This window comes from Anaerotruncus sp. 80 (genome assembly GCF_009936115.1).
GTDB lineage: Bacteria > Bacillota > Clostridia > Peptostreptococcales > Anaerovoracaceae > Senimuribacter > Senimuribacter intestinalis.
In genome coordinates, this window is record NZ_QWES01000020.1 from 18,302 (window position 1) to 40,615 (window position 22,314).

Annotated in this window: 31 protein-coding genes; all 31 read left to right on the forward strand. The window is 46.0% G+C overall.

All coding sequences use genetic code 11. The annotated features are described in order from the left end of the window. Positions 1-304: 304 nt before the first annotated feature. The 31 genes from D1155_RS16015 (at position 305) to D1155_RS11020 (ending at position 22,305) form a co-directional block, all read left to right on the forward strand. A complete protein-coding gene (locus D1155_RS16015) occupies positions 305-427 on the forward strand; it encodes a hypothetical protein (RefSeq protein ID WP_275557944.1) in 123 nt (40 codons plus the stop codon). 42 nt (positions 428-469) lie between these two features. Next, entirely contained in the window at positions 470-844 is a 375-nt protein-coding gene (locus tag D1155_RS10875; RefSeq protein ID WP_160202434.1) for a glucosaminidase domain-containing protein, read from the forward strand. Beyond that, complete coding sequence (locus D1155_RS10880; protein WP_160202435.1) at positions 841-1,020, forward strand: hypothetical protein; 180 nt, start codon at positions 841-843, stop codon at positions 1,018-1,020. The genes D1155_RS10875 and D1155_RS10880 overlap by 4 nt, the downstream gene beginning before the upstream one ends. Then, a complete protein-coding gene (locus tag D1155_RS10885) occupies positions 1,002-1,367 on the forward strand; it encodes a hypothetical protein (RefSeq protein WP_160202436.1) in 366 nt (121 codons plus the stop codon). Before D1155_RS10880 ends, D1155_RS10885 begins: the two co-directional genes overlap by 19 nt. 10 nt (positions 1,368-1,377) lie before the next feature. Next, a complete protein-coding gene (locus tag D1155_RS10890; RefSeq protein WP_160202437.1) occupies positions 1,378-1,842 on the forward strand; it encodes a hypothetical protein in 465 nt (154 codons plus the stop codon). Continuing rightward, positions 1,839-3,014, forward strand: a complete 1,176-nt coding sequence (locus tag D1155_RS10895; protein WP_160202438.1) for a DUF2800 domain-containing protein — start codon at positions 1,839-1,841, stop codon at positions 3,012-3,014. Before D1155_RS10890 ends, D1155_RS10895 begins: the two co-directional genes overlap by 4 nt. Beyond that, positions 3,015-3,626, forward strand: a complete 612-nt coding sequence (locus D1155_RS10900; RefSeq protein WP_201759583.1) for a DUF2815 family protein — start codon at positions 3,015-3,017, stop codon at positions 3,624-3,626. 42 nt (positions 3,627-3,668) lie between these two features. Beyond that, a complete protein-coding gene (locus D1155_RS10905; RefSeq protein WP_160202439.1) occupies positions 3,669-5,636 on the forward strand; it encodes a DNA polymerase in 1,968 nt (655 codons plus the stop codon). Between the two features lie 9 nt (positions 5,637-5,645). Further along, a complete protein-coding gene (locus tag D1155_RS10910) occupies positions 5,646-8,039 on the forward strand; it encodes a virulence-associated E family protein (RefSeq protein ID WP_160202440.1) in 2,394 nt (797 codons plus the stop codon). Positions 8,040-8,331: 292 nt separating this feature from the next. Then, a complete protein-coding gene (locus D1155_RS10915; RefSeq protein ID WP_160202441.1) occupies positions 8,332-8,655 on the forward strand; it encodes a VRR-NUC domain-containing protein in 324 nt (107 codons plus the stop codon). Between the two features lie 3 nt (positions 8,656-8,658). After that, a complete protein-coding gene (locus D1155_RS10920) occupies positions 8,659-10,053 on the forward strand; it encodes a DEAD/DEAH box helicase (RefSeq protein WP_160202442.1) in 1,395 nt (464 codons plus the stop codon). After that, on the forward strand, positions 10,050-10,388 hold the full coding sequence (locus tag D1155_RS10925; protein WP_160202443.1) for a DUF4406 domain-containing protein: 339 nt from the start codon (positions 10,050-10,052) through the stop codon (positions 10,386-10,388). Before D1155_RS10920 ends, D1155_RS10925 begins: the two co-directional genes overlap by 4 nt. A gap of 89 nt (positions 10,389-10,477) precedes the next feature. Then, positions 10,478-10,756 carry a hypothetical protein gene (locus tag D1155_RS10930; protein WP_160202444.1) on the forward strand — a complete coding sequence of 93 codons (279 nt, stop codon included), beginning with the start codon at positions 10,478-10,480 and terminating at the stop codon, positions 10,754-10,756. After that, entirely contained in the window at positions 10,743-10,964 is a 222-nt protein-coding gene (locus D1155_RS10935) for a hypothetical protein (RefSeq protein WP_160202445.1), read from the forward strand. The genes D1155_RS10930 and D1155_RS10935 overlap by 14 nt, the downstream gene beginning before the upstream one ends. Positions 10,965-10,989: 25 nt before the next feature. Further along, positions 10,990-11,397 carry a sigma factor-like helix-turn-helix DNA-binding protein gene (locus tag D1155_RS10940; RefSeq protein WP_160202446.1) on the forward strand — a complete coding sequence of 136 codons (408 nt, stop codon included), beginning with the start codon at positions 10,990-10,992 and terminating at the stop codon, positions 11,395-11,397. Between the two features lie 246 nt (positions 11,398-11,643). Next, positions 11,644-11,862 carry a hypothetical protein gene (locus D1155_RS10945; RefSeq protein WP_160202447.1) on the forward strand — a complete coding sequence of 73 codons (219 nt, stop codon included), beginning with the start codon at positions 11,644-11,646 and terminating at the stop codon, positions 11,860-11,862. 69 nt (positions 11,863-11,931) lie between these two features. Continuing rightward, positions 11,932-12,372 (forward strand): terminase small subunit, encoded by a 441-nt coding sequence (locus D1155_RS10950; RefSeq protein WP_160202448.1) that lies wholly within the window; start codon positions 11,932-11,934, stop codon positions 12,370-12,372. After that, positions 12,362-13,600 carry a PBSX family phage terminase large subunit gene (locus D1155_RS10955; protein ID WP_306770893.1) on the forward strand — a complete coding sequence of 413 codons (1,239 nt, stop codon included), beginning with the start codon at positions 12,362-12,364 and terminating at the stop codon, positions 13,598-13,600. Before D1155_RS10950 ends, D1155_RS10955 begins: the two co-directional genes overlap by 11 nt. A gap of 28 nt (positions 13,601-13,628) precedes the next feature. Then, the gene (locus D1155_RS10960) at positions 13,629-15,068 is read left to right on the forward strand and encodes a phage portal protein (protein ID WP_201759584.1); all 1,440 of its coding nucleotides are present in this window, start codon (positions 13,629-13,631) and stop codon (positions 15,066-15,068) included. Continuing rightward, positions 15,058-16,659: a minor capsid protein gene (locus D1155_RS10965; protein WP_161908945.1), complete on the forward strand. Its 1,602-nt coding sequence runs from the start codon at positions 15,058-15,060 to the stop codon at positions 16,657-16,659. The genes D1155_RS10960 and D1155_RS10965 overlap by 11 nt, the downstream gene beginning before the upstream one ends. After that, the gene (locus D1155_RS10970; protein ID WP_160202450.1) at positions 16,656-16,835 is read left to right on the forward strand and encodes a hypothetical protein; all 180 of its coding nucleotides are present in this window, start codon (positions 16,656-16,658) and stop codon (positions 16,833-16,835) included. Before D1155_RS10965 ends, D1155_RS10970 begins: the two co-directional genes overlap by 4 nt. Before the next feature lie 161 nt (positions 16,836-16,996). Further along, positions 16,997-17,599 (forward strand): phage scaffolding protein, encoded by a 603-nt coding sequence (locus D1155_RS10975; RefSeq protein ID WP_160202451.1) that lies wholly within the window; start codon positions 16,997-16,999, stop codon positions 17,597-17,599. Positions 17,600-17,616: 17 nt separating this feature from the next. Continuing rightward, a complete protein-coding gene (locus D1155_RS10980; protein ID WP_160202452.1) occupies positions 17,617-18,495 on the forward strand; it encodes a N4-gp56 family major capsid protein in 879 nt (292 codons plus the stop codon). A 10-nt stretch (positions 18,496-18,505) separates the two neighbouring features. Continuing rightward, complete coding sequence (locus D1155_RS10985) at positions 18,506-18,727, forward strand: hypothetical protein (protein ID WP_160202453.1); 222 nt, start codon at positions 18,506-18,508, stop codon at positions 18,725-18,727. Beyond that, positions 18,684-19,079, forward strand: coding sequence for a hypothetical protein (locus D1155_RS10990; protein ID WP_160202454.1), 396 nt, complete (start codon positions 18,684-18,686; stop codon positions 19,077-19,079). The genes D1155_RS10985 and D1155_RS10990 overlap by 44 nt, the downstream gene beginning before the upstream one ends. Further along, on the forward strand, positions 19,055-19,429 hold the full coding sequence (locus D1155_RS10995) for a hypothetical protein (protein WP_160202455.1): 375 nt from the start codon (positions 19,055-19,057) through the stop codon (positions 19,427-19,429). The genes D1155_RS10990 and D1155_RS10995 overlap by 25 nt, the downstream gene beginning before the upstream one ends. Continuing rightward, positions 19,429-19,899, forward strand: a complete 471-nt coding sequence (locus D1155_RS11000; RefSeq protein ID WP_160202456.1) for an HK97 gp10 family phage protein — start codon at positions 19,429-19,431, stop codon at positions 19,897-19,899. The genes D1155_RS10995 and D1155_RS11000 overlap by 1 nt, the downstream gene beginning before the upstream one ends. Then, entirely contained in the window at positions 19,896-20,321 is a 426-nt protein-coding gene (locus D1155_RS11005; protein WP_201759585.1) for a DUF6838 family protein, read from the forward strand. The genes D1155_RS11000 and D1155_RS11005 overlap by 4 nt, the downstream gene beginning before the upstream one ends. 3 nt (positions 20,322-20,324) lie before the next feature. Beyond that, positions 20,325-20,507 carry a hypothetical protein gene (locus D1155_RS11010; protein ID WP_160202457.1) on the forward strand — a complete coding sequence of 61 codons (183 nt, stop codon included), beginning with the start codon at positions 20,325-20,327 and terminating at the stop codon, positions 20,505-20,507. Continuing rightward, on the forward strand, positions 20,508-21,812 hold the full coding sequence (locus D1155_RS11015) for a phage tail sheath family protein (RefSeq protein ID WP_160202458.1): 1,305 nt from the start codon (positions 20,508-20,510) through the stop codon (positions 21,810-21,812). Positions 21,813-21,822: 10 nt separating this feature from the next. Then, positions 21,823-22,305 carry a phage tail tube protein gene (locus D1155_RS11020; RefSeq protein ID WP_160202459.1) on the forward strand — a complete coding sequence of 161 codons (483 nt, stop codon included), beginning with the start codon at positions 21,823-21,825 and terminating at the stop codon, positions 22,303-22,305. Positions 22,306-22,314 lie beyond the last annotated feature (9 nt).

The following is a 22,314-nucleotide window of genomic DNA, read 5'->3' on the forward strand; positions in this document are numbered from 1 at the left end:
TAGTATCACAATCGTAGAGTCAGGATAATGTCTGCGATAAATACACGAGCAAGGTAGTACTCTGAAGCATAGGACAAAGTTCTTTGCTCATACGATAAAGAAAGGAGGGAAACCATGGTCAGAACTGTCTCAGACTTAGAAGGATACAAGTATAAAGTCGTTCACGACTCGGGAGATGTTACATATTTTAACGAGCTAAAGATATCTGATTCACTTAGCGAGATAATGAGCCGGTGCTGGGATAGTCTGTCCGATGAAGTGAAGAGAGAAATTAACAGTAGAAAACAATAGAAAGGAGTACAGTATGAAAAAGTACAAAATCAGGAAGTTTAGTCCCATTTGGTGGACAGGCTGGAGCCTGGCATGGGCAGCCGGCATTGCGATGCTGTGGATTTGCCTTTGTGGTTGGGCGGCAATCCCGGTTTGAAAGTCAGTCCCGGTAGTAAGAGATTGCTGGCCAGAGCAAGTAGTGGAAACGGACAAGCCTGAACCAGCAGAAGGAATCTATACGCCATCAGTGCAGGAGATGATAGTGCGAGCTTGCCGGGAGCACGACATCGAACCGGATATTCCGCTTGCAATAGCAAGACTGGAAACAGGAAACTTTACCAGTGCAGCCTTTACCGAGTGTAACAATGTCGGCGGTATGAGCGTTGATGAAGTGCCCATTACATATGACAGCTTGGAAGATGGCGTTGACGCATTCGTAGGAAATCTGGCCAGGAATTATTTTGGCAAAGGATACGATGACGTAGAGAAAATTAGCAAGAAGTATTGCCCGGTCAATGCGGAGGCATGGGCGGAAGCAGTGCAGGAACTGATGAGAGAGGAGAACGAGTTATGAGCTTGCTAGAAAGAATGACGATTAATGAACTAAAAAATGCCATTTGGATGGATAAAAACGGGATGTGCCCTGTTGGAGGGTTACCTAGAGAATGGTATGAGGATGAACTCGAAAAACGCACAGGAAGTCGAAAAGGATATCACGAGGAGGAAGAAGCATGTCAGAACAAAAAATAAAGACCGACTGCGAAGCAGCCGATCCTATCAAACAATCTAATTGTACCATACTTCGGCCAGGTAGTAAAGGAACATTTTCTATAGTACACATTTACCGTGCACCCGATAAATCAGGGATCCTAGCAGCTGTCGAAGAAGAATCCGGAAAATGCTACGTGGGATATTTCAGTACCGTAAAAAGGAAGTGTCGTAGAGCAGATTTGAGAACAAAAGGCAATGAAAACGTTTCGATTAAGAGGGTCAACCCGGACACCGATGACTGGTGCGAAGCCCAAGAACGACTGAATGTATACGCTGAGAAACTTAATTTAATAGAACTACCGCTGACTATAGGCGGAGAGATTTAAGGAGGAGACTATGAAAGTTATCATTGAAATGACAAGAGAAGAAGGAAGACTTGCAGTAAGTAGCGGAGCGCTCCTTGCGCTGTTAAACGAAGAAGAACCAGTGCAGAACGAAAAGATGTGCTGCAGCTATCCCGATACATTAGCAGCGGTGCCGGAAGTAAAACCGGAGCCTGCTGTAGAGCCAGCAGAAAATGTGCCTGGCAAAGTAGAACCGGCGCAGCAGCCTGATCCGGCAAGCCCGGTGGCAAAACCTGCAGGGCAGGCCATTGCACCGGCTGCGCCGATTGCAACAAAGGAAAGAACATATAGCCTTGATGAGCTTGCGACTGCCGCAATGGGGTTGATGCAGCAGGGCATGCAGCCGCAACTGCAGGAACTCTTACAGCAGTTTGGGGTAATCGCCTTACCGGAGCTACCAAAAGGACAGTACGGGGCCTTTGCTACGGCGCTTAGAGGAATGGGGGCACAGATATGAGTCATGCGGAAAGAAGCCATGCAGTTTTAAGTGCATCGAGTTCTCACCGATGGATGACCTGTCCTGGAAGCGTGCACCTTGAGCAGCAGTTTCCAGATACCACATCTGAAGCAGCCAGAGAGGGTACGCTGGCACATGAACTGGCAGAACTCAAACTTCGCAATTATTTTTATACGAAAGAGTGTGGAAAGCGGAAGCTGAACGCGGATATCAAAAAGCTGAAAGAAAATCCGCTTTGGGACGATGAAATGATGGGATACACCGATGATTACCTGGACTATATAAAACGTCTGGCGTTGAGTTTTGACGCAAAACCCAGCGTCATCATCGAGGACCGGGTGGATTTCAGCCGGTGGGTGCCGGAAGGGTTTGGCACTGCAGACTGTATCTTAATCTCCGGTGATACTCTTTGCGTCATAGACCTTAAATATGGGAAGGGCGTAAAGGTTGATGCTGAGAGAAATCCGCAGCTGCAGCTTTATGCGCTTGGCGCCTACGCTGCCTACGGAATGCTGTATCCAATCAAACGCATCCATATGGCCATCGTACAGCCAAGGCTTTCTTCAGACGCATCAGAGTGGACGTGTACGACTGAAGGACTGATGGTATTTGCAGATTGCGCAGAGGCGGCTGCAAAGGAAGCTCTGAAGGAAGACGCACCATTTCATCCGGAGGAAAGTGCCTGCAGATTCTGCAGGGCAAAGACGCAGTGCAGAGCAAGGGCCGAGCATAATGTAAAGCTGGCGTTCTTCACAGACAAGAAGCCACCGCTGATTACCAATGACGAAGTTGGGGCGTTTTTGAAACAGGGTGAAGATGTGGCGAAGTGGCTGGCCGATCTGAAAGACTATGCTCTATCACAGTGCCTTGCAGGAAAAGAGATTCCTGGGTGGAAAGCTGTCGAGGGCAGGGGATCCAGAGACTGGATAGACATGGATACCGCCTTTGCGGCGCTTACAAAAGGAGGCATTAGCGAAGCGCTGCTTTGGGAGAGAAAGCCTCTCAGCCTTGCGCAGGTGGAAAAGGTCGTGGGCAAGAAAGAATTCACTGCTATCGCAGGTGAATATGTCATAAAGAAGCCGGGAAAGCCGGCGCTGGTACCGGAATCAGACAAAAGAGAAGCCATCACAAATATAGTAACAGCCGAAGAGGCATTTAAGGAGGAAAAATAAATGGATATGACAAATGTAACAACAGGTAGAGTAAGATTATCATTCGTGCACGTTTTTAAGCCGTACGCTTTTCAGCCAGGCCAGGAGGAAAAGTACAGTACAACCGTGCTGGTACCAAAAACAGATGTGGATACAAAAGCAAGAATCGATGCAGCTATCGAAGTCGCAAAGCAGAGAGGTGTTACCGACAAGTGGAATGGTGTAATGCCGCCGATTGTTCCGACTCCTATCTATGATGGAGACGGGGTGAAGCCTTCTGATGGAACTGAGTTCGGCCCAGAATGTAAAGGGCATTGGGTATTTACAGCAAGAGCCAGCGTGGATCATGCCCCTGAAGTGGTTGATAAGATGGGGAATCCAATCATCAACCAGTCAGAAATGTATAGCGGCGTCTATGGCAGAGTGAATGTGACTTTCTTTCCATATGTCTACGGCGGCAAGAAAGGCATTGGCTGTAGCTTGGGTCCGGTGCAGAAACTGGAGGATGGAGAACCTCTTTCCGGAGGGGCGCCGAGTGCAGCGCAGGCGTTTGGCAGTCCGACGCCGGTTACACAGGCGCATCCGCAGATGTCCGGCGTACAGATTGACCCAATTACCGGAAAAGCAATGTAATTTGTGGGAGCAGAGTGCTCCCGTTTGTAAGGAGATTCGAGGATGGTACATCTTAGTATTGATATTGAGACAAAGAGCAGCGTGGATATCAAAAAGGCAGGAGCTTACAGATATGCTGAGGCGGAGGATTTTGAAATCCTCCTCTTTGCCTATCAGTGGGGCGAAGAGCCGGTGAGACTGATTGACCTAACGCAAGAGGAAATGCCGAAAAAACTGGTTGATGCCCTGAATGATGACAATGTGGTTAAACACGCGTATAATGCAGCTTTCGAGTGGTACTGCCTGAACAAGGCGGGATATAAGACGCCGATCGAGCAGTGGCGATGCACAATGATACACGGTCTTTACTGCGGGTATCCCTCCGGGCTTGAGGCAGCAGGAAATGCAATCGGTCTTCCGCAGGATAAAAAGAAGCTGATGACAGGAAAGGCGCTGATTAAATATTTCTGCACACCTTGTAAGCCCACAAAGACGAATAGCGGCAGAACCTGGAACTTGCCGCAACATGCGCCGGAGAAATGGGAGCTGTTCAAAGAATACTGCGTGCAGGACGTTGTAACCGAAAGAGCTATTTTAGACAGGCTATCGTTATTTCCAGTTCCTGAAATGGAAGAGCGTCTTTGGCAAAGGGACGTCCTCATGAACGCTTATGGCGTAAATGCTGACAGCAAGATGATAGACGGCGCGCTGCAGATTAACGATATTAGTGGAGAAGTACTGCTTCGGGAGGCGGCAAATCTGACCGGGCTTGATAATCCAAATAGCCCGGCGCAGCTGCTGCCCTGGCTGACAGAAAAACTCGGAAAGGAGATTCCCAACCTGCAGAAAGCAACAGTTGGAGAACTGTTGGCAGAGGAGCTGCCTGAAGACGTGCGCAGAGTACTCGAGATTCGCCAGCAGCTTGGAAAGACGTCGATTAAAAAGTATGTCACCATGAAAACCGCACAGGGTGAAGACGGACGTATCCGTGGACTAATGCAGTTTTATGGAGCTAACAGAACTGGTAGATGGGCAGGGAGACTGGTGCAGATGCAGAATCTCCCGAGAAACTATATTTCCACCCTTGACGGCGCAAGAAACCTGGTCAAAGCAGAAAACTACGCTGGGGTCAAAATGATTTACGGCAATGTGCCGGATACCTTATCGCAGCTAATCCGAACGGCGTTTATCCCTTCAGAGGGGTATAAATTTGTTGTGGCGGACTTTTCTGGCATCGAGGCGAGAGTCATCGCCTGGCTTGCAGGAGAGACGTGGGTGAATGAAGTATTTGCCACGCACGGGAAAATCTATGAAGCGACAGCATCTCAGATGTTCCATGTGCCAATTGAAAAGATATCGAAAGGAAACCCTGAATACAGTCTACGGCAGAAGGGAAAAGTCGCAACACTTGCGCTCGGATACCAGGGCGGTACTGCAGCACTTGAAGCAATGGGTGCGCTTTCGATGGGGCTTAGCCAAGAGGAACTACCGGATATCGTGAGCAGATGGAGGCAGGCGAACCCGCACATTGTAAAGTTGTGGGCAGACGTTGGAGCTGCAGCTGTATCCGTAGTAAAAACGGCACAAACAGAGGTAACTCACGGATTGATTTTATCGATGGAAGGCGATTTAGTTTACGGTCAGACATTTATGACCATACAGCTTCCCAGTGGTAGAAAGCTATTCTATCCGCAGCCATCATTGAAAGAAAATCGGTTCGGGCGAGAGGCGGTGCATTACTATGGGCTTGGTCAGAACAAAAAATGGGGAGAGGAATCGACCTACGGAGGAAAGCTGACAGAAAATATCGTACAGGCAATCGCAAGAGATTGTTTGGCGGAGACACTGCGCAGAATCGATGAAAAAGGACTGCAGGTTGTTTTTCATGTGCACGATGAGGTTATCATCGACGCACCGATGGACGTGACGGTAGATGAAATCTGCGGCTTGATGGCACAGTCTATCTCTTGGGCGCCAGGGCTCATCTTAAAGGGCGCAGGATTTGAAGGAAGCTATTACATGAAAGATTAGGAGGCAGGCATGCAAAACGATAAAAAAATACAAATCAGCTTGGGCGCTAGCAGGAAGACCTCCTACTGGCCTGCAGCGGATATGTATTGGTCAGAATTTATTACCCGCTTAAAAACACCAGTCAGAGGACCGGAAACCTTAGAGGAGTATCTAAAGTTTGCGAAGTCAAAGCAAGATGAACTAAAGGATGTTGGCGGCTTTGTAGGCGGGATATTTTCTGGAGACAGACGAAAGGCATCGAACCTCATAGGACGCGACCTACTGACGCTTGATATGGATAACATTCCCGCAGGCGAGACTGATAATATCCTGCGCCGGGTAGCAGGGCTTGGCTGCGCGGCTGCCGTTTACAGTACAAGGAAGCACGCAGGTTATGCGCCAAGACTCCGGGTGATTATTCCGCTTGACCGCACTGCGACAGCGGACGAATATGAACCAGCGGCAAGAAAAGCAGCGGCTATTATTGGCATTGAATTTTGTGATCCGACCACGTTTGAAGGCAGCCGGCTGATGTATTGGCCAAGCTGCTGTGCAGACAGCGCCTATATTTGTGAGGCTTACGATAAGCCGTTCTGCAGTCTTGATGGACTTTTGGCCATGTATGAAAACTGGCAAGATGTTACTTCTTGGCCACAGGTTCCGGGCAGTGAAGCGATAGAAAAACGTCGGGTAGCAAGACAGGAAAACCCGCTGGGAAAGCGCGGCGTTATCGGGGCATTCTGCAGGTGTTATACCATCACCCAGGCAATGGAAACTTTCATCCCCGGGCTTTACGAAGAAACTGCGATAACCGGCAGATATACCTACACAGGGGGCTCCACTGTGGGCGGCGCAATCCTTTATGACGACGATTTGTTTCTGTATTCACATCATGCAACGGATCCTTGCAGCGGTCAGCTGGTGAATGCCTTTGACCTAGTAAGACTACATAAGTTTGGAGACAGAGACGCTGAGGCAAAAGATGGTACGCCGGCAAATAGAATGCCGTCATTTACGGCCATGAGCCAGCTGGCGCTGGAAGATGAAGCTGTAAGCCAGCTGATGACACAGGAACGTATCAAACAAGCAAGAGAAGCCTTTGGTGCGCCGCAAGAGGCGACAGAGGAAGAAAATCTTGATTGGATTAAAAGGCTGACTAGAGACGGCAACGGAAGATTTGAAAAGACCATCAATAATGCTGTAACGATACTGGAGCATGACCCACTGCTGGCGGGAAAGATCGCCACAGATGAATTTGCAAGCTGCGGCCTTGTGATGGGAAAAGTTCCGTGGGATAGCCGCAACGAAAGACGACGCTGGGAAGACGTGGACTACGCAGGATTCTATAACTACATGGAGCTGTTTTACGGCATCACGGGGAAAGAAAAGCTGGACAATGCACTTTTAATCGTGAGCAGCGCAAATAAAATTAATGCTGTTAAGGAATACCTCGACGGTTTGAACTGGGACGGAAAGAAACGTCTTGATACACTGCTACCTGATTATCTAGGGACTGAAAATAATGCCTATACCAGAGCAGTCATGAGAAAGTCACTGTGTGCAGCGGTAGCGCGTGCGGTAAACGGTGGGATAAAGTATGACTATATGCCTATTATCACCGGGCCGCAGGGCATCGGAAAAAGTACTTTTTTAAGACTGCTGGGAAAGGATTGGTTTTCAGACAGTTTAACGACATTTGAGGGAAAAGATGCAGCGGAGCTGATCCAGGGCACCTGGATTAATGAAATCGGGGAGCTGACGGCTTTCACGAGGCAGGAGACTCAGGTAATCAAACAATTTCTTTCAAAGACAGATGATATATACCGGGCTGCCTATGGCCGTCAGACGAAAAAGTATCCCCGCAGGTGCGTTTTCTTCGGCACGTCTAATGACAGTGAGTTTTTAAAAGATCACACGGGAAACCGCCGGTTTTGGCCGGTAGATGCGGGACTGCATGCACCGACAAAGTCTGTTTGGCGGGATTTGCCGGAGGAAGTTGACCAAATATGGGCTGAGAGCTATGCGTACTATCTGTTAGGCGAAGAGCTCTTCCTGGATCCAGAGGTTGAGGCACTGGCGCAGGTCCAGCAGGATGAACACCGGGAATTTACCGGAAGAGAGGGCATGGTGATTGACTTCCTGGAGCAGCCTGTACCAGAGAGCTGGAACCAAATGGGGATATCTGCAAGAAAGATGTATCTTGCAGGTAGCATGAATTTGGAGGATGTTACTTTAGTACCCCGGGATAAGGTGTGTGCACTAGAGATTTGGGTAGAGTGCTTTGGCGGTGATATAAAACACATGAAGCGCACCGATAGCGCCGAGATAAACGCCATTTTAACGAGGTTAAATGGCTGGAAGCGAAATAAGAGCGGAAGGCGGTATGGACCGTATGGAACACAGCGTGGATATGAAAAAGTGTAAACAAAGGTGTGAACAATGGGTGTAAACAAAAAAAGTTTGTTTACTGGAAAAAAATGTAATGTAAACAACGTAAACATTCATGTTTACACCCTTGTTCACGGGATAAGCCTCTAAAAATCAATAGTTATAACTATATGTAAACAATGTAAACAAACTTTCTCTAATAAAGGTAAAAATAAATAAAATAGAGAGTATACAAAAACGCCTAATGCGCCTAATACGCCTGTTTGTGGGTGTGTATACGCGTGCGCACACGCGAGGAGGTTTACAGAAAGGAGAACCTGGTGCAAGAATGAAAGAGCGAGATATCGAAAAAATACTGGTCAGCGAAGTGAAAAAGCTAGGTGGTCGTGCTTATAAATGGGTCAGCCCAGGAAATGATGGCGTGCCAGATCGAATTGTCATATTTCCGCAGCGAATGCCCATCTTCGTCGAACTAAAAGCTACTGGCGGTAAACTTTCCCGGCTGCAGGAGCTTCAGATTATGCGGCTATCTGAACTTGGCCAGGACGTTAGGGTAGTAACCGGCGTCCACGGACTGATTCTGTTCTTCAGCAGCCTGGGACATCAGGAGGTATCTTACAAGTTGCTGAAAAAGTACGAAAGCGAGGTGTAAGCTATGCGGTTTAGCCCACATGACTATCAACGATATTGCGTCGAGAAAATTTTAGAAACCCCAAAGCTGGGGCTGTTTCTGGATATGGGCCTTGGCAAAACCGTAATTACCCTGACTGCAATCAGGCAGCTGATGTATGACCGATTTCAAGTGAGAAAGGTGCTTGTCATTGCCCCTAAAAAAGTGGCAGAAGGCACGTGGACCCTTGAAAAAGACAAATGGGAGCACACAAAAATACTTCGGGTATCGCAGGTACTTGGTAGCGCAGCAAAACGCATTAAGGCTTTGCACACGCCGGCAGACATCTACATAACCAACCGAGAAAACGTTGTATGGCTTGTGGACTATTACCGGAATAATTGGCCGTTTGACATGGTCGTTGTAGACGAGTCCAGCAGCTTTAAAAACCACAGCGCAAAGCGGTTCAAGGCCCTTGCCGGTGTCAGCAGCCACGTTGACCGTATGGTGGAGCTGACTGGTACGCCTTCCCCTAACAGTCTCGCGGATCTATGGGCGCAGATTTACTTACTGGACGAAGGGCAGCGCCTTGGCAAGCGGTATACCCATTTCAGGGAACGATACTTCCAGCCGGACCGATTCGGCTATACTGGCACAGTGTACAGCTATGAGGCGAAGCCTGGCAGTGAGCAGAGTATACTGAATCAGATTTCGGACATCTGTGTCAGCATGAAAGCGGGAGATTATCTGCAGCTTCCGGATATCATCTACGACGAGGTGCCGGTCGTGCTGGATGCAAAAGCGGCAAAGGCATACCGAGATATGGAGCGGCAGATGGTACTGGAGCTGCCGGAGGACGAAGAGGAAATCTCTGTTACCAGTGCAGCTGCCCTTTCCAACAAGCTGCAGCAGCTGGCCAATGGCGCAGTTTACGATGAAGACCATCAGACTCATGAAGTGCATAGCTGCAAGATTGAGACTTTCTTGGAATTGATTGAGTCATTGCAGGGCAAGCCGGTTTTGGTGTTTTATAGCTTTCAGCATGATAAAGCCCGGATTCTGGCAGCGCTTGCCTCGCAGAAACATCTTAGAGTGAGGGAGCTTAAAACCACGCAGGATCAGGCTGACTGGAATGCGCGGAAAATCGACGTCCTGCTTGCGCACCCTGCGTCTGCTGCCTATGGGCTGAACCTGCAGGCGGGCGGAAACCATGTTGTATGGTTCGGACTTACGTGGAATTATGAGCAGTATTCACAGGCCAATAAAAGGCTGCATCGTCAAGGGCAAACCGAGAAAGTCATTATCCATCACCTAATCACCAAGGATACCCGCGACGAGGATGTCATGGAGGCCCTGCAGCATAAGGACGATGTCCAGAACTGGGTGATGGAGAGTTTGAAAGCAAGAATTAAGAAAATACGAGAGGAGAACCAGAAATGAGAGTATACATTGCCGGGAAAATTACGGGAGATCCCGCATACAAAGAAAAATTTAGAGACGCCGAGGAAGCACTTGCCGCAATCGGTCACGAAACCATTAATCCGGCTTGCCTGAGTCTTCCTGCCAGCTGTACGTGGCATGACTACATGGCGATAACGTTAAAGATGCTGGAGCTGGCAGAAGTCGTCTGCTTATTGCCAGAATGGAAAGAATCGCCCGGGGCATGTGTGGAATATGGCTATGCGGTGGCTAAGGGAAAAGAGGTTGTGCACGCAAGGCATATTTTGCCTGAGTACGCACTAAATGCCGAGGCAGCAGCTTGTCCCCCCCCCTAAGCCAAAGCAGGAAGATAAAAATAAGCGAGGCGGCAGCAGAATCGTTGGAACAAGGATTTGCCCTATATGTGGCAAAGAGTTCACCGCATATGGCAGACAGATCTTCTGCGGTCCGCAGTGCAGAAACTAAAAATTCTCACAGGGTAAATTCGGGAGCGAAGCGCAGAGCAGAAAACACGCCTTCGGCGGGTAGCGCAGAGGATCCGGTTAAGGATTGTCCGAAAGACTGCAGATATTTGGGTAAAGGAACACGCATGAAGACCTGTGATTATCTCTTAATTACCGGAGTAACAAGAGGCTGCGAAGTTCGCCCAGGCGGATGCGACAGGTACGAGAAGAATGGAGGACAGGCAGATGAAAAACTTTGAAAAAGATAATTTTAAATCCGCGGACACGGGGATTGTAGGATTCATGATCCGTGTCGATGACGACAGGCAGCTGCTAAGGTTTTGTAGAGATGGGATGTGCACTCTATGCTTGTTTGCACCGGAGAACTACCAGCGCAAGTTTGGAGCAGCGCAGCAAGGCTGCTATCGAAACAAGATGGATTATCTCTACAGGGACGTAGAACAGTAATTAAAGCAGCGCAGAAGGAGGTAGCATGGAGGCAAAGCAGTTTTTAAAGCAGTATCAAAATATCTTGACGGATATCAGGATCCTTGAAGCGCAGAAGCTGGAACTTGAGAATCTGGCGATGAGCGTGACTGTCAGCGCTGATGGAGAACGTGTACAGTCTTCCGGACGAAAAGACCGCATGGCAGAACTGGCCGTAAAGATTGCCGATGCGGAACGAGGGATTGTAGAGCAGCGCACGCAGGCATTCCATAAGCTGCGGGAGATTGAAAGCGTGATTAAGCAGGTCCCATATGAACGGCAGCGTATTGTTCTGCACACGAGATACATAGAGCGAAAGACCTGGGAGTCAATTGCTGCTGAGCTGGATATCTCTTTGAGGAATACCTATGAGCTACACGGCAGGGCGCTTAAGTCTATCCAAAAGATTTTGTAGGGGGATCATTGTTTTGCATGTTTGTCCTGTGATATAGTATAAACTGCAAAGAGACAATGAGAATTCAAAAAAAAAAAGATTGGAGGTAACTCCTTAATTCACAGTATCTAGTGCGGTCTCTTTGCTATGGATCTCCTTATTTTTTTATAATAGCTGACACAGAGCGCTGCTGCATAGTGGCGCTTTTGTTGTTGGCAAAATATGTCGAAAGGTGTATAATCAAAAGAAAAAGGAGGTAACTGAAGAATGAATCAAGTGAAGGATAAAATACAATCTTTGTTAAAAGAGGGATACAAAATTGTAGGCAATGGTCCGATTGAGGAAATTGCTCAAGATTATTCTGGAAGAGTAAGCAGCGAACAATCGTTTGCCATTATTTTTGAGTGCAAGGGGAGGCCTAGAGAATTTGTGAAAATTCCTCAAGAATATAGAAAGTATATTTTGGATTATATCAAAACATTATAGTGATACAAGAGCTCTTAGAATCATTTGAATCTAGGGGCTTTTTGCTTGGAGTAAAAGGAGGTGAGCCCGGTGGCGAAATTAACAACAAGACAGCAACGGTTTTGTGATGAATACCTGATTGACCTTAACGCCACGCAGGCGGCTATAAGGGCGGGATATTCTAAGAAGTACGCAAACACAAATGCGTCTAAACTACTACAAATTACTACAATCAAAGCATATATAGAGCAGCGTATGGCAGCGAAAGAGTCAGAATTGATTGCAAGCCAGGATGAAATTTTAAAATATCTGACTTCTGTTCTGCGCGGTGAAAGCCTGTCTACCGAAATCGTAATCGAGGGACTCGGAGATGGCATGAGCGAAGCCAAAACAATGACGAAAGAACCTTCTGAGAAAGAACGGCTAAAGGCAGCTGAATTGCTGGGTAAGCGATATGGCATTTTCAAAGATAATATCAGCGTTGGGACTGTTCCAATCGTAATAAAGGACGACGTGCCAGATGATGCGTAAAGATGTCAGTATGCTGGACCTGATCGGCGCCGGATATGGCGACTTTTGGAACACGAAAAAGAGGTATCGCATTTGCAAAGGGTCCCGAGGTTCCAAGAAATCGAAAACAACAGTGCTATGGCTGATTAAATCAATCATGCAGTATCCGCTAGCCAACGCCTTATGCGTGAGACGATACCAAACAACGCTGCGTGACAGCGTATTCAGTGATTTAAAATGGGCTATCAACAAACTAGGAGTTGATAGTTTTTTTGATTGCACTGTTTCACCGATGGAGATTAAGTATATCCCTACAGGACAAAAGATACTGTTTCGTGGTTTAGACGACGGCATGAAGATTACGTCTATATCGGTACCAACGGGAGTTCTTTGCTGGGTATGGATTGAAGAGGCATACGAGCTGACCAACGAAGATGATTTCAATAAGCTGGATATGTCTATCCGTGGTGAATTGCCAGAAGGATATTTCAAGCAGATTACAATGACCTTCAATCCCTGGTCTGCGACTTCGTGGCTGAAGAAACGCTTCTTCGATGAACCAGATCAGAACACTTTCACAAAGACGACAACGTGGGAATGTAACGAGTGGCTTGATGAGGCTGATAGGGATATATTTCGCAGCATGAAAGAAAAGAATCCTCGGCGTTACCGAATTGAAGGTGCAGGGGATTGGGGTATTGCAGAAGGTCTTATTTATGACAGATTCCGGATTGAGGATTTTGATTTAGAAGAGATAAAGAAAGTTCCGGGGATTAAAGCGGCTTTTAATTTGGACTTTGGATTTACTGACCCGAACGCCTTTGTCTGTGAATTGGTAGACAACACGGCGATGAGGATTTATATTTTCGACGAATGGTATCAGACCGGTGTGACAAACAGAGTGATTGCACAGCAGATTAAAGATATGGGATACGGCGGGCAGCGGATTATCTGCGACAGCGCAGAGCCGAAGTCCATTGCAGAGCTCAATGAAGAGGGAATCCATGCGATTCCTTCTAGGAAAGGGAAAGACAGCGTAAATCATGGAATACAGTTGATTCAAAACTATGAGATAGTGATACATCCAAGATGTGCGAAGTTTTACAGTGAAATTCAAAACTATTGCTGGGAGCAAGATAAAAACGGAAAACTGACCAACAAACCAGATCATGAATTTTCGCATGGCATGGACAGTATGCGATATGGCGTCAGCGATTTGTTGCTGCCGAATACATTCAGCTTCGATTAAGTGAGGTGTTATTTTGATATTCAGAGATATGATAAACAGAATCGTGACGGGGGGAGCCGGAAACAATGTGACGACTCCAGCTTTTTTAGCCCACGAAATCAGGATTTTCCGCCAGAGTAAAAAATTTAAAATGATGCTAGATGGCGTGAACTATTATGAGGGGCTGCACGATATCCTGAACAAGAAGAGGACTGCAGTAGGAGTAGGCGGTAAGCTGGAGACGCTTGAGAACTTACCGAATGCAAAGCAGGTAGACAATCAGTACAAAAAGATGGTAAAACAGAAGACCAACTATCTCGTTGGAAAGCCATTTTCTGTGCAGTGCGAAAATGATAGTTATGTAGACTTGTTAATGCAGTTCTTCAATAAGCAGTTTTTTAAGCAGTTAAAGAGTGTGACGAAAGATGCATTAAACTGTGGCATAGGGTGGATTTACCTGCACTATACAGAATCCGGAGAATTGTGTTTGAAGAGGTTTAGACCTTTTGAGATTATTCCAGGGTGGTCCGATGTTGATCATACGCAGCTTGAGTACGTCATCAGAGTTTATGAAGTAAACTCCTTTGACGGTCGGAAAGAAGAGAAGATAACGAAAGTGGAGTATTATACGAGAAATGGTATTGACTATTTTGAGTATCACAGCGGACAAATGGTATCCTGCGCCCCGTATCACGAGAATTACTTTGTAATTGGAAATGAAACATACAATTGGGAAAAGCTGCCTTTTGTACCTTTTCGCTACAATGATGAAGAACTACCATTGATTGCAAATTGTAAATCTCTGCAGGACGGACTGAACACAATTTTATCAAACTTTCAAGATAACATGCAGGAGGATATGAGAAATACAATCCTCGTGCTGGTTAACTACGACGGAGAAAACTTGGGCGAGTTTCGCCAGAATTTAGCAACCTATGGCGCTGTTAAAGTTAGAACCGTGGAAGGAAAAGAAGGCGATGTTAGAACATTGCAGGTGGAGGTCAATGCGGAGAACTACAAAGCGATAATTGAGATTTTCAAGAAAGCGATTATAGAAAACTGCATGGGTTTTGATGCGAAGGACGAGCGAATGTCTGGTACTCCGAACCAGATGAATATACAGAGTATGTATAACGATATCGATTTGGATGCAGCGGACATGGAAACAGAGTTTCAGGCAGCAATGGAGGAACTCCTTTATTTTATAAATCTCCATTTGGCAAATACCGGACAAGGAGACTTCGAGGGTGAAAATGTAGAAATCGTATTCAATACAGATATGCCGATGGATGAGTCTACGACGATTCAAAACATTAGCGGCAGCGAGGGTATTTTGTCGAAAGAAACCTTGGTCGCAAATCACCCGTGGGTGTCGGATCCACAGAAAGAACTCGAACTGCTGGAAAAAGAGCGGCAAAAGCAGATGGAGCAATATGCAGGCGCTTTTGGCAGCATAAATGACCCTGGTGGTGATGGTGATGAAGAATAGTGCTTACTGGCAGAAGCGATTCGAAATCCTTGAAGAGGCACTCGGAAAATACGGTGAAGAAACCTACAGAGGTGTGCAACCGTATTTTGACAAAGCCCTCAGGGAAATCAATGCTGATATTGAAACCTGGATTTATCGCATTGCCAAGAACAACGAAATTAGCATGAAAAATGCTAGAAAGCTGCTTGACGCTGGACAACTGGAGGAATTCAAGTGGACTGTTGAGGAATACATAAAGTACGGCAAAGAAAACGCTATCAATCAGCAGTGGGTAAAGGAGCTTGAAAACGCTTCCGCAAAGTTTCACATAAGCAGATTGGAGGCACTGAAGATAAAGGTGCAGCAGTCCGCGGAGAAAGCTTTTGGAAATTACCTTGACGATGTAGATACTATGGCAAGGAAGGTCTATGAAGAGGGTTATTATCGGTCTGCCTTTGAGCTACAGCGAGGTTTAGGCGTAGGGTGGAATATCTCGTCAATCGACGAGAAAAAACTGTCAAAACTGATTTCTAAGCCTTGGGCGGCAGACGGAAGGAATTTCTCTGACCGTATTTGGCAGGCGAAGAATCAAATGGTGTACGACCTTCATAGCGAACTGACCCGGGCATGCATCTTGGGCAAAGGTCCTGATGAGGCTGTCAAGAATTTAAGTAAATACGTGGATAAGCGCTTCAAGAATGCAAAAGTGCAAGCTGGCCGGCTCGTAATGACAGAGCAGGCCTTTTTTAGTGCTGCAGCGCAGAAAGACGCATTTAATGAGCTGGGTGTGGAAGAGTATGAGATTGTAGCGACGCTGGATTCTCATACATCGGAGATTTGTCAACAGCTTAACGGCAAACACTTCCCGATGAGTCAGTATGAACCCGGAGTTACAGCGCAGCCCTTTCATGTTTCGTGCAGGTCAACCACTTGCCCGTATTTTGACGATGAGTTTACCGTAGGCGAGATGAGAGCAGCACGAGGTGAAGACGGGAAGACCTATCAGGTGCCGGGAGATATGACGTATCCTGAGTGGAAATCACAAAATGTCATAAAAAATATAAAATTACCGAGTGACATGGTGGAAGATAAGGGCTTATCGGAAGACATAAAGAAGGGAATAGAGCAAGCCATCAACAAAGTACAGTCTGAGTATAATGTGAGAATTGACGAGGTTGCTTACAAGGATCTTTCGTATTTTGGTAAAGTGCCACTGCAATTTGCCCCAATGAGCACTGGGCAGGATTTTAAGACTCAACTTGTGATTAACAGTAAGTATGACTGGAATGAAAGCCTTGACGCTTTAAACGACAGGATTTATAATAGAAACTACCAGAAAGGACTTCTTGCGGGAAAAAGTTTAGAAGACTTAATTTACCACGAAGCTGCTCATTGTATGACCTTTCAGGAGTGCCAAACTTGGGAGGCATTCAGAGAGATGGAAAGACAGATACGGAAAATGTATGTTTCTGGGATTTCAGCATATAATGAAAGCTGTCGAGATGGAGCGGAATCTATTGCGGAAGCTTTTGTACGAATAAAAAATGGTGAAGCTGTGCCAGATGGCGCGAAGCTTTTAGTGGAACTTTATGTTATGAGGTGGAAACGATGATAGTAGTTTCAATATGTGCAGACTGTAAACATTTTAATCATGATGAGAAGGTTGATGATTCTAATAAAAAATACACTTGTGGGGCGTTTCCGGACGGAATACCTTTAGAATTTGTTTTTAGAACAGATAAAGATAGTCGGTGCAGTGAAACGGTTAATTTTGAACCAGAAGAGTGAGGGAAGAGAAAAATAAAAAGTTTATTAAGGACTACCAAAGCGGTGGTCCTTTTATATTGTCGTCTTTTAGGCGGGGATTGAAATTATATTGCCCTGGATAAGGCGTAAAAGTGTCCAGCCGAGGGAAGTGAACCCGTAAAAAACGTAGGAGGAAAAAAGAAATGAAGAGAAAGTATTTGGAAGATTTAGGCTTGGAGAAAGACGTGATTGACAAAATTATGGAAGAAAATGGAAAAGATATCGAGGCAGCAAAAGGAGAGCTGGAAAAGATTACGAAAGAGCGTGATGACTTAAAGAATACCGTTTCTAATCGTGATAAGCAGCTGGATGAGCTGAAAAAGTCCGTAGGAAGTGCTGAGGATCTAAAGAAAACCATTGAGCAGTTACAGAAGGATAATCAGGCAATCAAAGTAGATGCTGCGATTGAAAAAGCCTTAACGGGAGCGAAAGCGAAGAACCTAACTGCAGTTAAGGCGTTACTAAAGGACTTGGATAAAGCGGAGCTTCTTGATGACGGTACAATCAAAGGACTAGATGCTCAGATTAAGACTTTAAGAAGTGCTGATGATAGCAAATTCCTCTTTGAAGAGGAGAAGAAAAGCAAGCCCAACATTAGAGGGGCTATTCCGGGAGAACCGGGTGATGGTAAACCAACACCAATCACAAAGAAGGGGTTTGATAAGATGTCTTACAAAGAAAGGCTGAATCTCTACAATACCGACAAAGAAACATATGAGGCTCTCGCAGGGACAGCGGGAGAATAAGAAAGAGAGGAAATATTATGGCTCAGACAAAATTGACGAACTTAATCAATCCGGAGGTTATGGCAGCGATGGTTTCCGCGAAGCTGCCGAAGAAAATCAAATTCTCACCGATTGCGGGAATTGACAACACACTGAAAGGTCAGCCGGGAAATACCATCACAGTACCGAAATATGCGTACATTGGTGATGCAGAGGACGTAGCGGAAGGCGTGGCAATGGGCACAACCGTGTTGACTACCAGCACTACACAAGCGACTGTAAAGAAAGCAGGAAAGGCAGTAGAACTTACGGACGAGGCAGTACTTTCCGGCTATGGCGATCCGGTAGGAGAAGCAACCAGTCAGCTGACAAAAGCTATCGCAGCAAAGGTAGATAATGATTGCTACGATGCATTAGCAAGTGCAAGCCTGATTTATGACGGCTCAGCAGCAGCAATCAGCTATGATGGCGTTGTAAAGGCGGTTGACTTATTTGAAGATGAATCGGATACACCGACTAATAAAATTATTTTTGTAAATCCGAAACAGGTAACTACACTGAGACTTGATGATAACTTCAAGGACAGAAACAAATATCCGATGGATGTTATTATGACGGGAACAATCGGATCCATTGCAGGCTGTCAGGTTGTTCCATCTAAGAAAATTGTACTAGGTGAAGATGGCGTTTATAAAAACCCGATTGTAGTAGTAGATGCTAAAGACCCTAACGAAGACCCTACCGCAGATGGTGTTGAAGAAGAGGCTCCGGCATTAACAATTTACATGAAGAGGGATGTAATGATGGAAGATGACAGAGATATTCTCGCAAAGACCACTGTAATTTCTGCGGATGAACATTACACTGCGGTCTTATCCAATGATTCTAAGGTTGTTTTGGCGAAGTTTAAAGCGTAGGTGATGAAGAATGCTATTAAGAAGACATAAACAGGATCGTTTAACGAGAACTTCCGAGCTTGAAAAACCAATGGATTTGGATGTAACCCCTAACGAGGCTGCGAATGATAGTTCTCAAGAGGCTAACAATGCTCAGAATGTAGTTTCTCCAGAAGACGCACCGGTGCCGGAGGAAGATAAGAAAGTCGGTGATAAGAGTGGACCTACTGGAAAAGGTAAAGGAAAGGCTTAAGACTTTTGGATACGAAGTCACTGAAGAGGATTCTCTTGCTCTTGCATTTGGAATTGAAAAAGTGGCACAGTCCATTAGAAATGAATGCAATCAGCCAAAAGTTCCGCAGGAACTTGAATATGTGCATATTGATTGGGTCTGTAGTGACTTTCTCGAAACAAAATATAGCTTTGGGTTGCTGAATTTGGAATCACTGGATCTCGGTGAAGCGCTGGCATCTGTCAGTGAAGGCGATGTCAGCATTTCATTTGATAACGCATTATCAGACGATGCAAAGTTTCAAATACTGCTAAAACGACTCAGTGAGACAGGAAAGGATGAGCTGCTATGCTTCAGAAGATTGCGCTGGTAAAGAGAAGAAAAGCCATCGAGCTGCTCTACGAAGGCACCTGCACCATTACAATTTACGAGCCCTACATGAAACCAAACAAAGCAACGGGACATCGTGAGATTATCTTGCTGGAAGATGAGCCGTGCAGACTTTCCTATAGCAGTGCACCAGCGGCAGAGAAGACAGAAACTGGCACCAGCAAGCAGCAGGTTATCAAGCTATTTTTGGCGCCGGAAATTGAAGTTGCCCCAGGCAGTAAAATCACAGTTACTCAAAATGGTGTGACGCAGGATTATTGCCGAAGCGGACAGCCGGCAGTGTATGCGACTCATCAGGAAATCATGCTTGATTTGTGGAAAGGATGGACGTAATGGGACGAAACGGCGGATGTGATTTTTCGGAACTTGAAGCGTTTCAGCAGAAGATGGAAACTTTGGCGAACAATATGAATGCCAATATTGAAGTTTTAGCGAAACAGACTGCGGCATTATTGCTTGCGACAGCCATTAAGCGCACACCGGTGGGCAGGTATGACGGCAAGGCTTATGTTTGTGAAGGCAAACTGCATCATAAGGGGATGCGTAAGACGAACGGAAATAATGGCAGCACTTTGAAAAAAAACTGGACGTCAAGAGTTTATCGGAGTGGAAATCTGATAGCATTGGAAATTGAAAATCCTATCGAATACGCTAGCTATGTGGAGTACGGACACCGAACTGTAAACGGCGGCTGGGCTCCGGGTCACCATATAATGAAATTCTCTGTTGAGGAGGTACAGCGTAATGGGTTTCCAAAATTGGAAAGAAAAATTCAAAGGTTAGTGGAGGCAGCGCTGCGATGATTGAACAGATTATTAACGGTATCCTTGCCGCTATCAGCGAAGAATTTGGTGAGGAATACACTCTCTATACTGAAAGCGTGAAACAGGGCATGAAAGAGCCTTGTTTTTTTGTACTTTGTATTAGCCCAGGAACAAAACTGTTTCGTGGTAGGCGGTATTATCACGAAAATCAGTTTGCAATCCAGTTTTTAACTGATGCGGAGGAACCCCGAACAGAATGCGCAGCTGTAGCAGAGAGATTATTCTCCTGTTTGGAACTGATTACCGTAGACGGGAATCTTATGAGAGGCACAGATATGAATGCTGAAATTCCTGACGATGTGCTTACCTTTACGGTAAGTTATAACTACTTTAGCTACGTGGCAAACACCGAAGCGACTATGGAAGTATTCGAAGGAACCGAAACAGAGGTGAAAGGATAAAAGATGACAGTAAAGAAGAAAGCACCGGAGACGCAGGAGGTTTTTACAAAAGAAGCCCTGCTTACTTCCGGCTATTTTGATAACAGAAAAGATGCTTTAGCTGTGCTGATTGAGGATGGCGAGTCAATTACCATCGCAGAGGCACAGACAAGGCTTGCAGAATTTTTGAAAAGGAAGGTGAAGTAAATGGCATTTGGCGGAGGAATTTGGACTGCGCAGGATAAGGTGCTTCCGGGCGCGTATATCAATTTTATCTCTGTTGCTGCAGCTGATGCAAGACTGAGCGAAAGAGGCTATGCAAGTATGCCGTTGGAACTGGACTGGGGACCCGATGGAGAAATTTTTGAGGTGACAGCAGAAGATTTTCAGAATCGGTCTCTTTCTATCTTTGGATATGATTATACCCACGAGAAGCTGAAAGGTTTGCGGGACTTATTTGCTTATGCGAAAGTTTTGTATGCTTACAGACTGAATAGTGGGGAAAAGGCAGCGTGCAGTTATGCTACTGCAAAGTACAGCGGTGTGCGAGGCAATGACCTGAAAGTGATCATTACTAAGAATGTCGACGATACGGACAAGTTTGACGTGTCCGGCTATATGGGCACTTCAAAGCTGAGCACACAGACTGTCGCAGCAGCAAGCGAACTGAAAGACGATGAATTTTTCGTCTGGAAAAAGGACGCTGCGCTAGCAGAAACAGCAGGGACATCTTTAACCGGCGGGACGAACGGAGATATAACAGGAGATACTTATCAGAGTTATTTGGACAAGGCTGAAAGTTACAGCTTTAATGTGATGGGTATTGTTACCAACGATGAGAAAACAAAGAAACTTTGCACGAACTATGTGAAGCGCATGCGCGATGAAATAGGCGTGAAGTTCCAGCTGGTTATGCACAACGCGCCGGCGGATTTTGAAGGTGTGATTAACGTAAAGAATGTGACAACGGATGCGAACTGGCCAGAGGAATCTGCCGTTTACTGGGTGACTGGGGCTGCTGCGGGCTGCGCGGTGAATGCATCCAACACAAACAGAACGTATGATGGAGAGTTTACCATTGATTGTGATTATACACAGACACAGCTTGCTGGTGCAATTAAGGAAGGGCAGTTTACATTCCACAGAGCAGGTGCAGCAGTCAGAGTATTGCAGGACATCAATTCTTTCGTTTCTTTTGAGAATGAGAAAGGTGAACTCTTTGCGGACAATCAGACCATCAGAGTTATCGACCAGATTGCAAATGATGACGCAGTGCTGTTTAACACCAAGTATCTTGGTAAGGTGCCAAATGATGAAGCGGGAAGAATCAGTTTGTGGAACGATCTTGTAAAATCCCGAAAACTGCTGAATGATATCAGGGCAATCGAAGGCTTTACCGATGCAGATATCATAGTGGGTCCGGGAGAATCTAAAAAATCCGTCTTGGTGTCACAACAGGTTACCGTCATTGGAGCGATGGAAAAGCTGTACATGACAGTAAAAGTAGTATAGGAGGTAAACGATGGCGATTAACAATATCAGAATGCGCGGCAAAGACGCAATTCAGGCGGCGATGGCAGAGTGCTATGTAACAATCGGCAGCGATCGGTACAATTTCATGCAGGCACTTAACCTAGAAGCAAAAATCGAAAGAACAAAAACAGAAGTTCCTATTTTAGGGAGACCGGGAAAAGGCAATAAAACCACAGGTTGGAAGGGAATCGGTTCTGCGACTTTCCATTTCAACACGTCCATTTTCCGGAAAATCGCAAAGCACTACAAAGAAACCGGAGAAGATATCTACTTTGATATCCAGATTTCTAACGAGGACCCAACATCGGCTGCTGGAAAACAGACCGTAGTTCTCACCGACTGCAATTTTGACAGCATTATTCTTGCCAAATTCGATGCGGATGGAGAATACCTGGATGAGACATTTGACTTTACATTTGATGATTTCAGCATGCCGGAGGAATTTAAAATACTTGACGGCATGATGGCTTAAGGAGGCAGT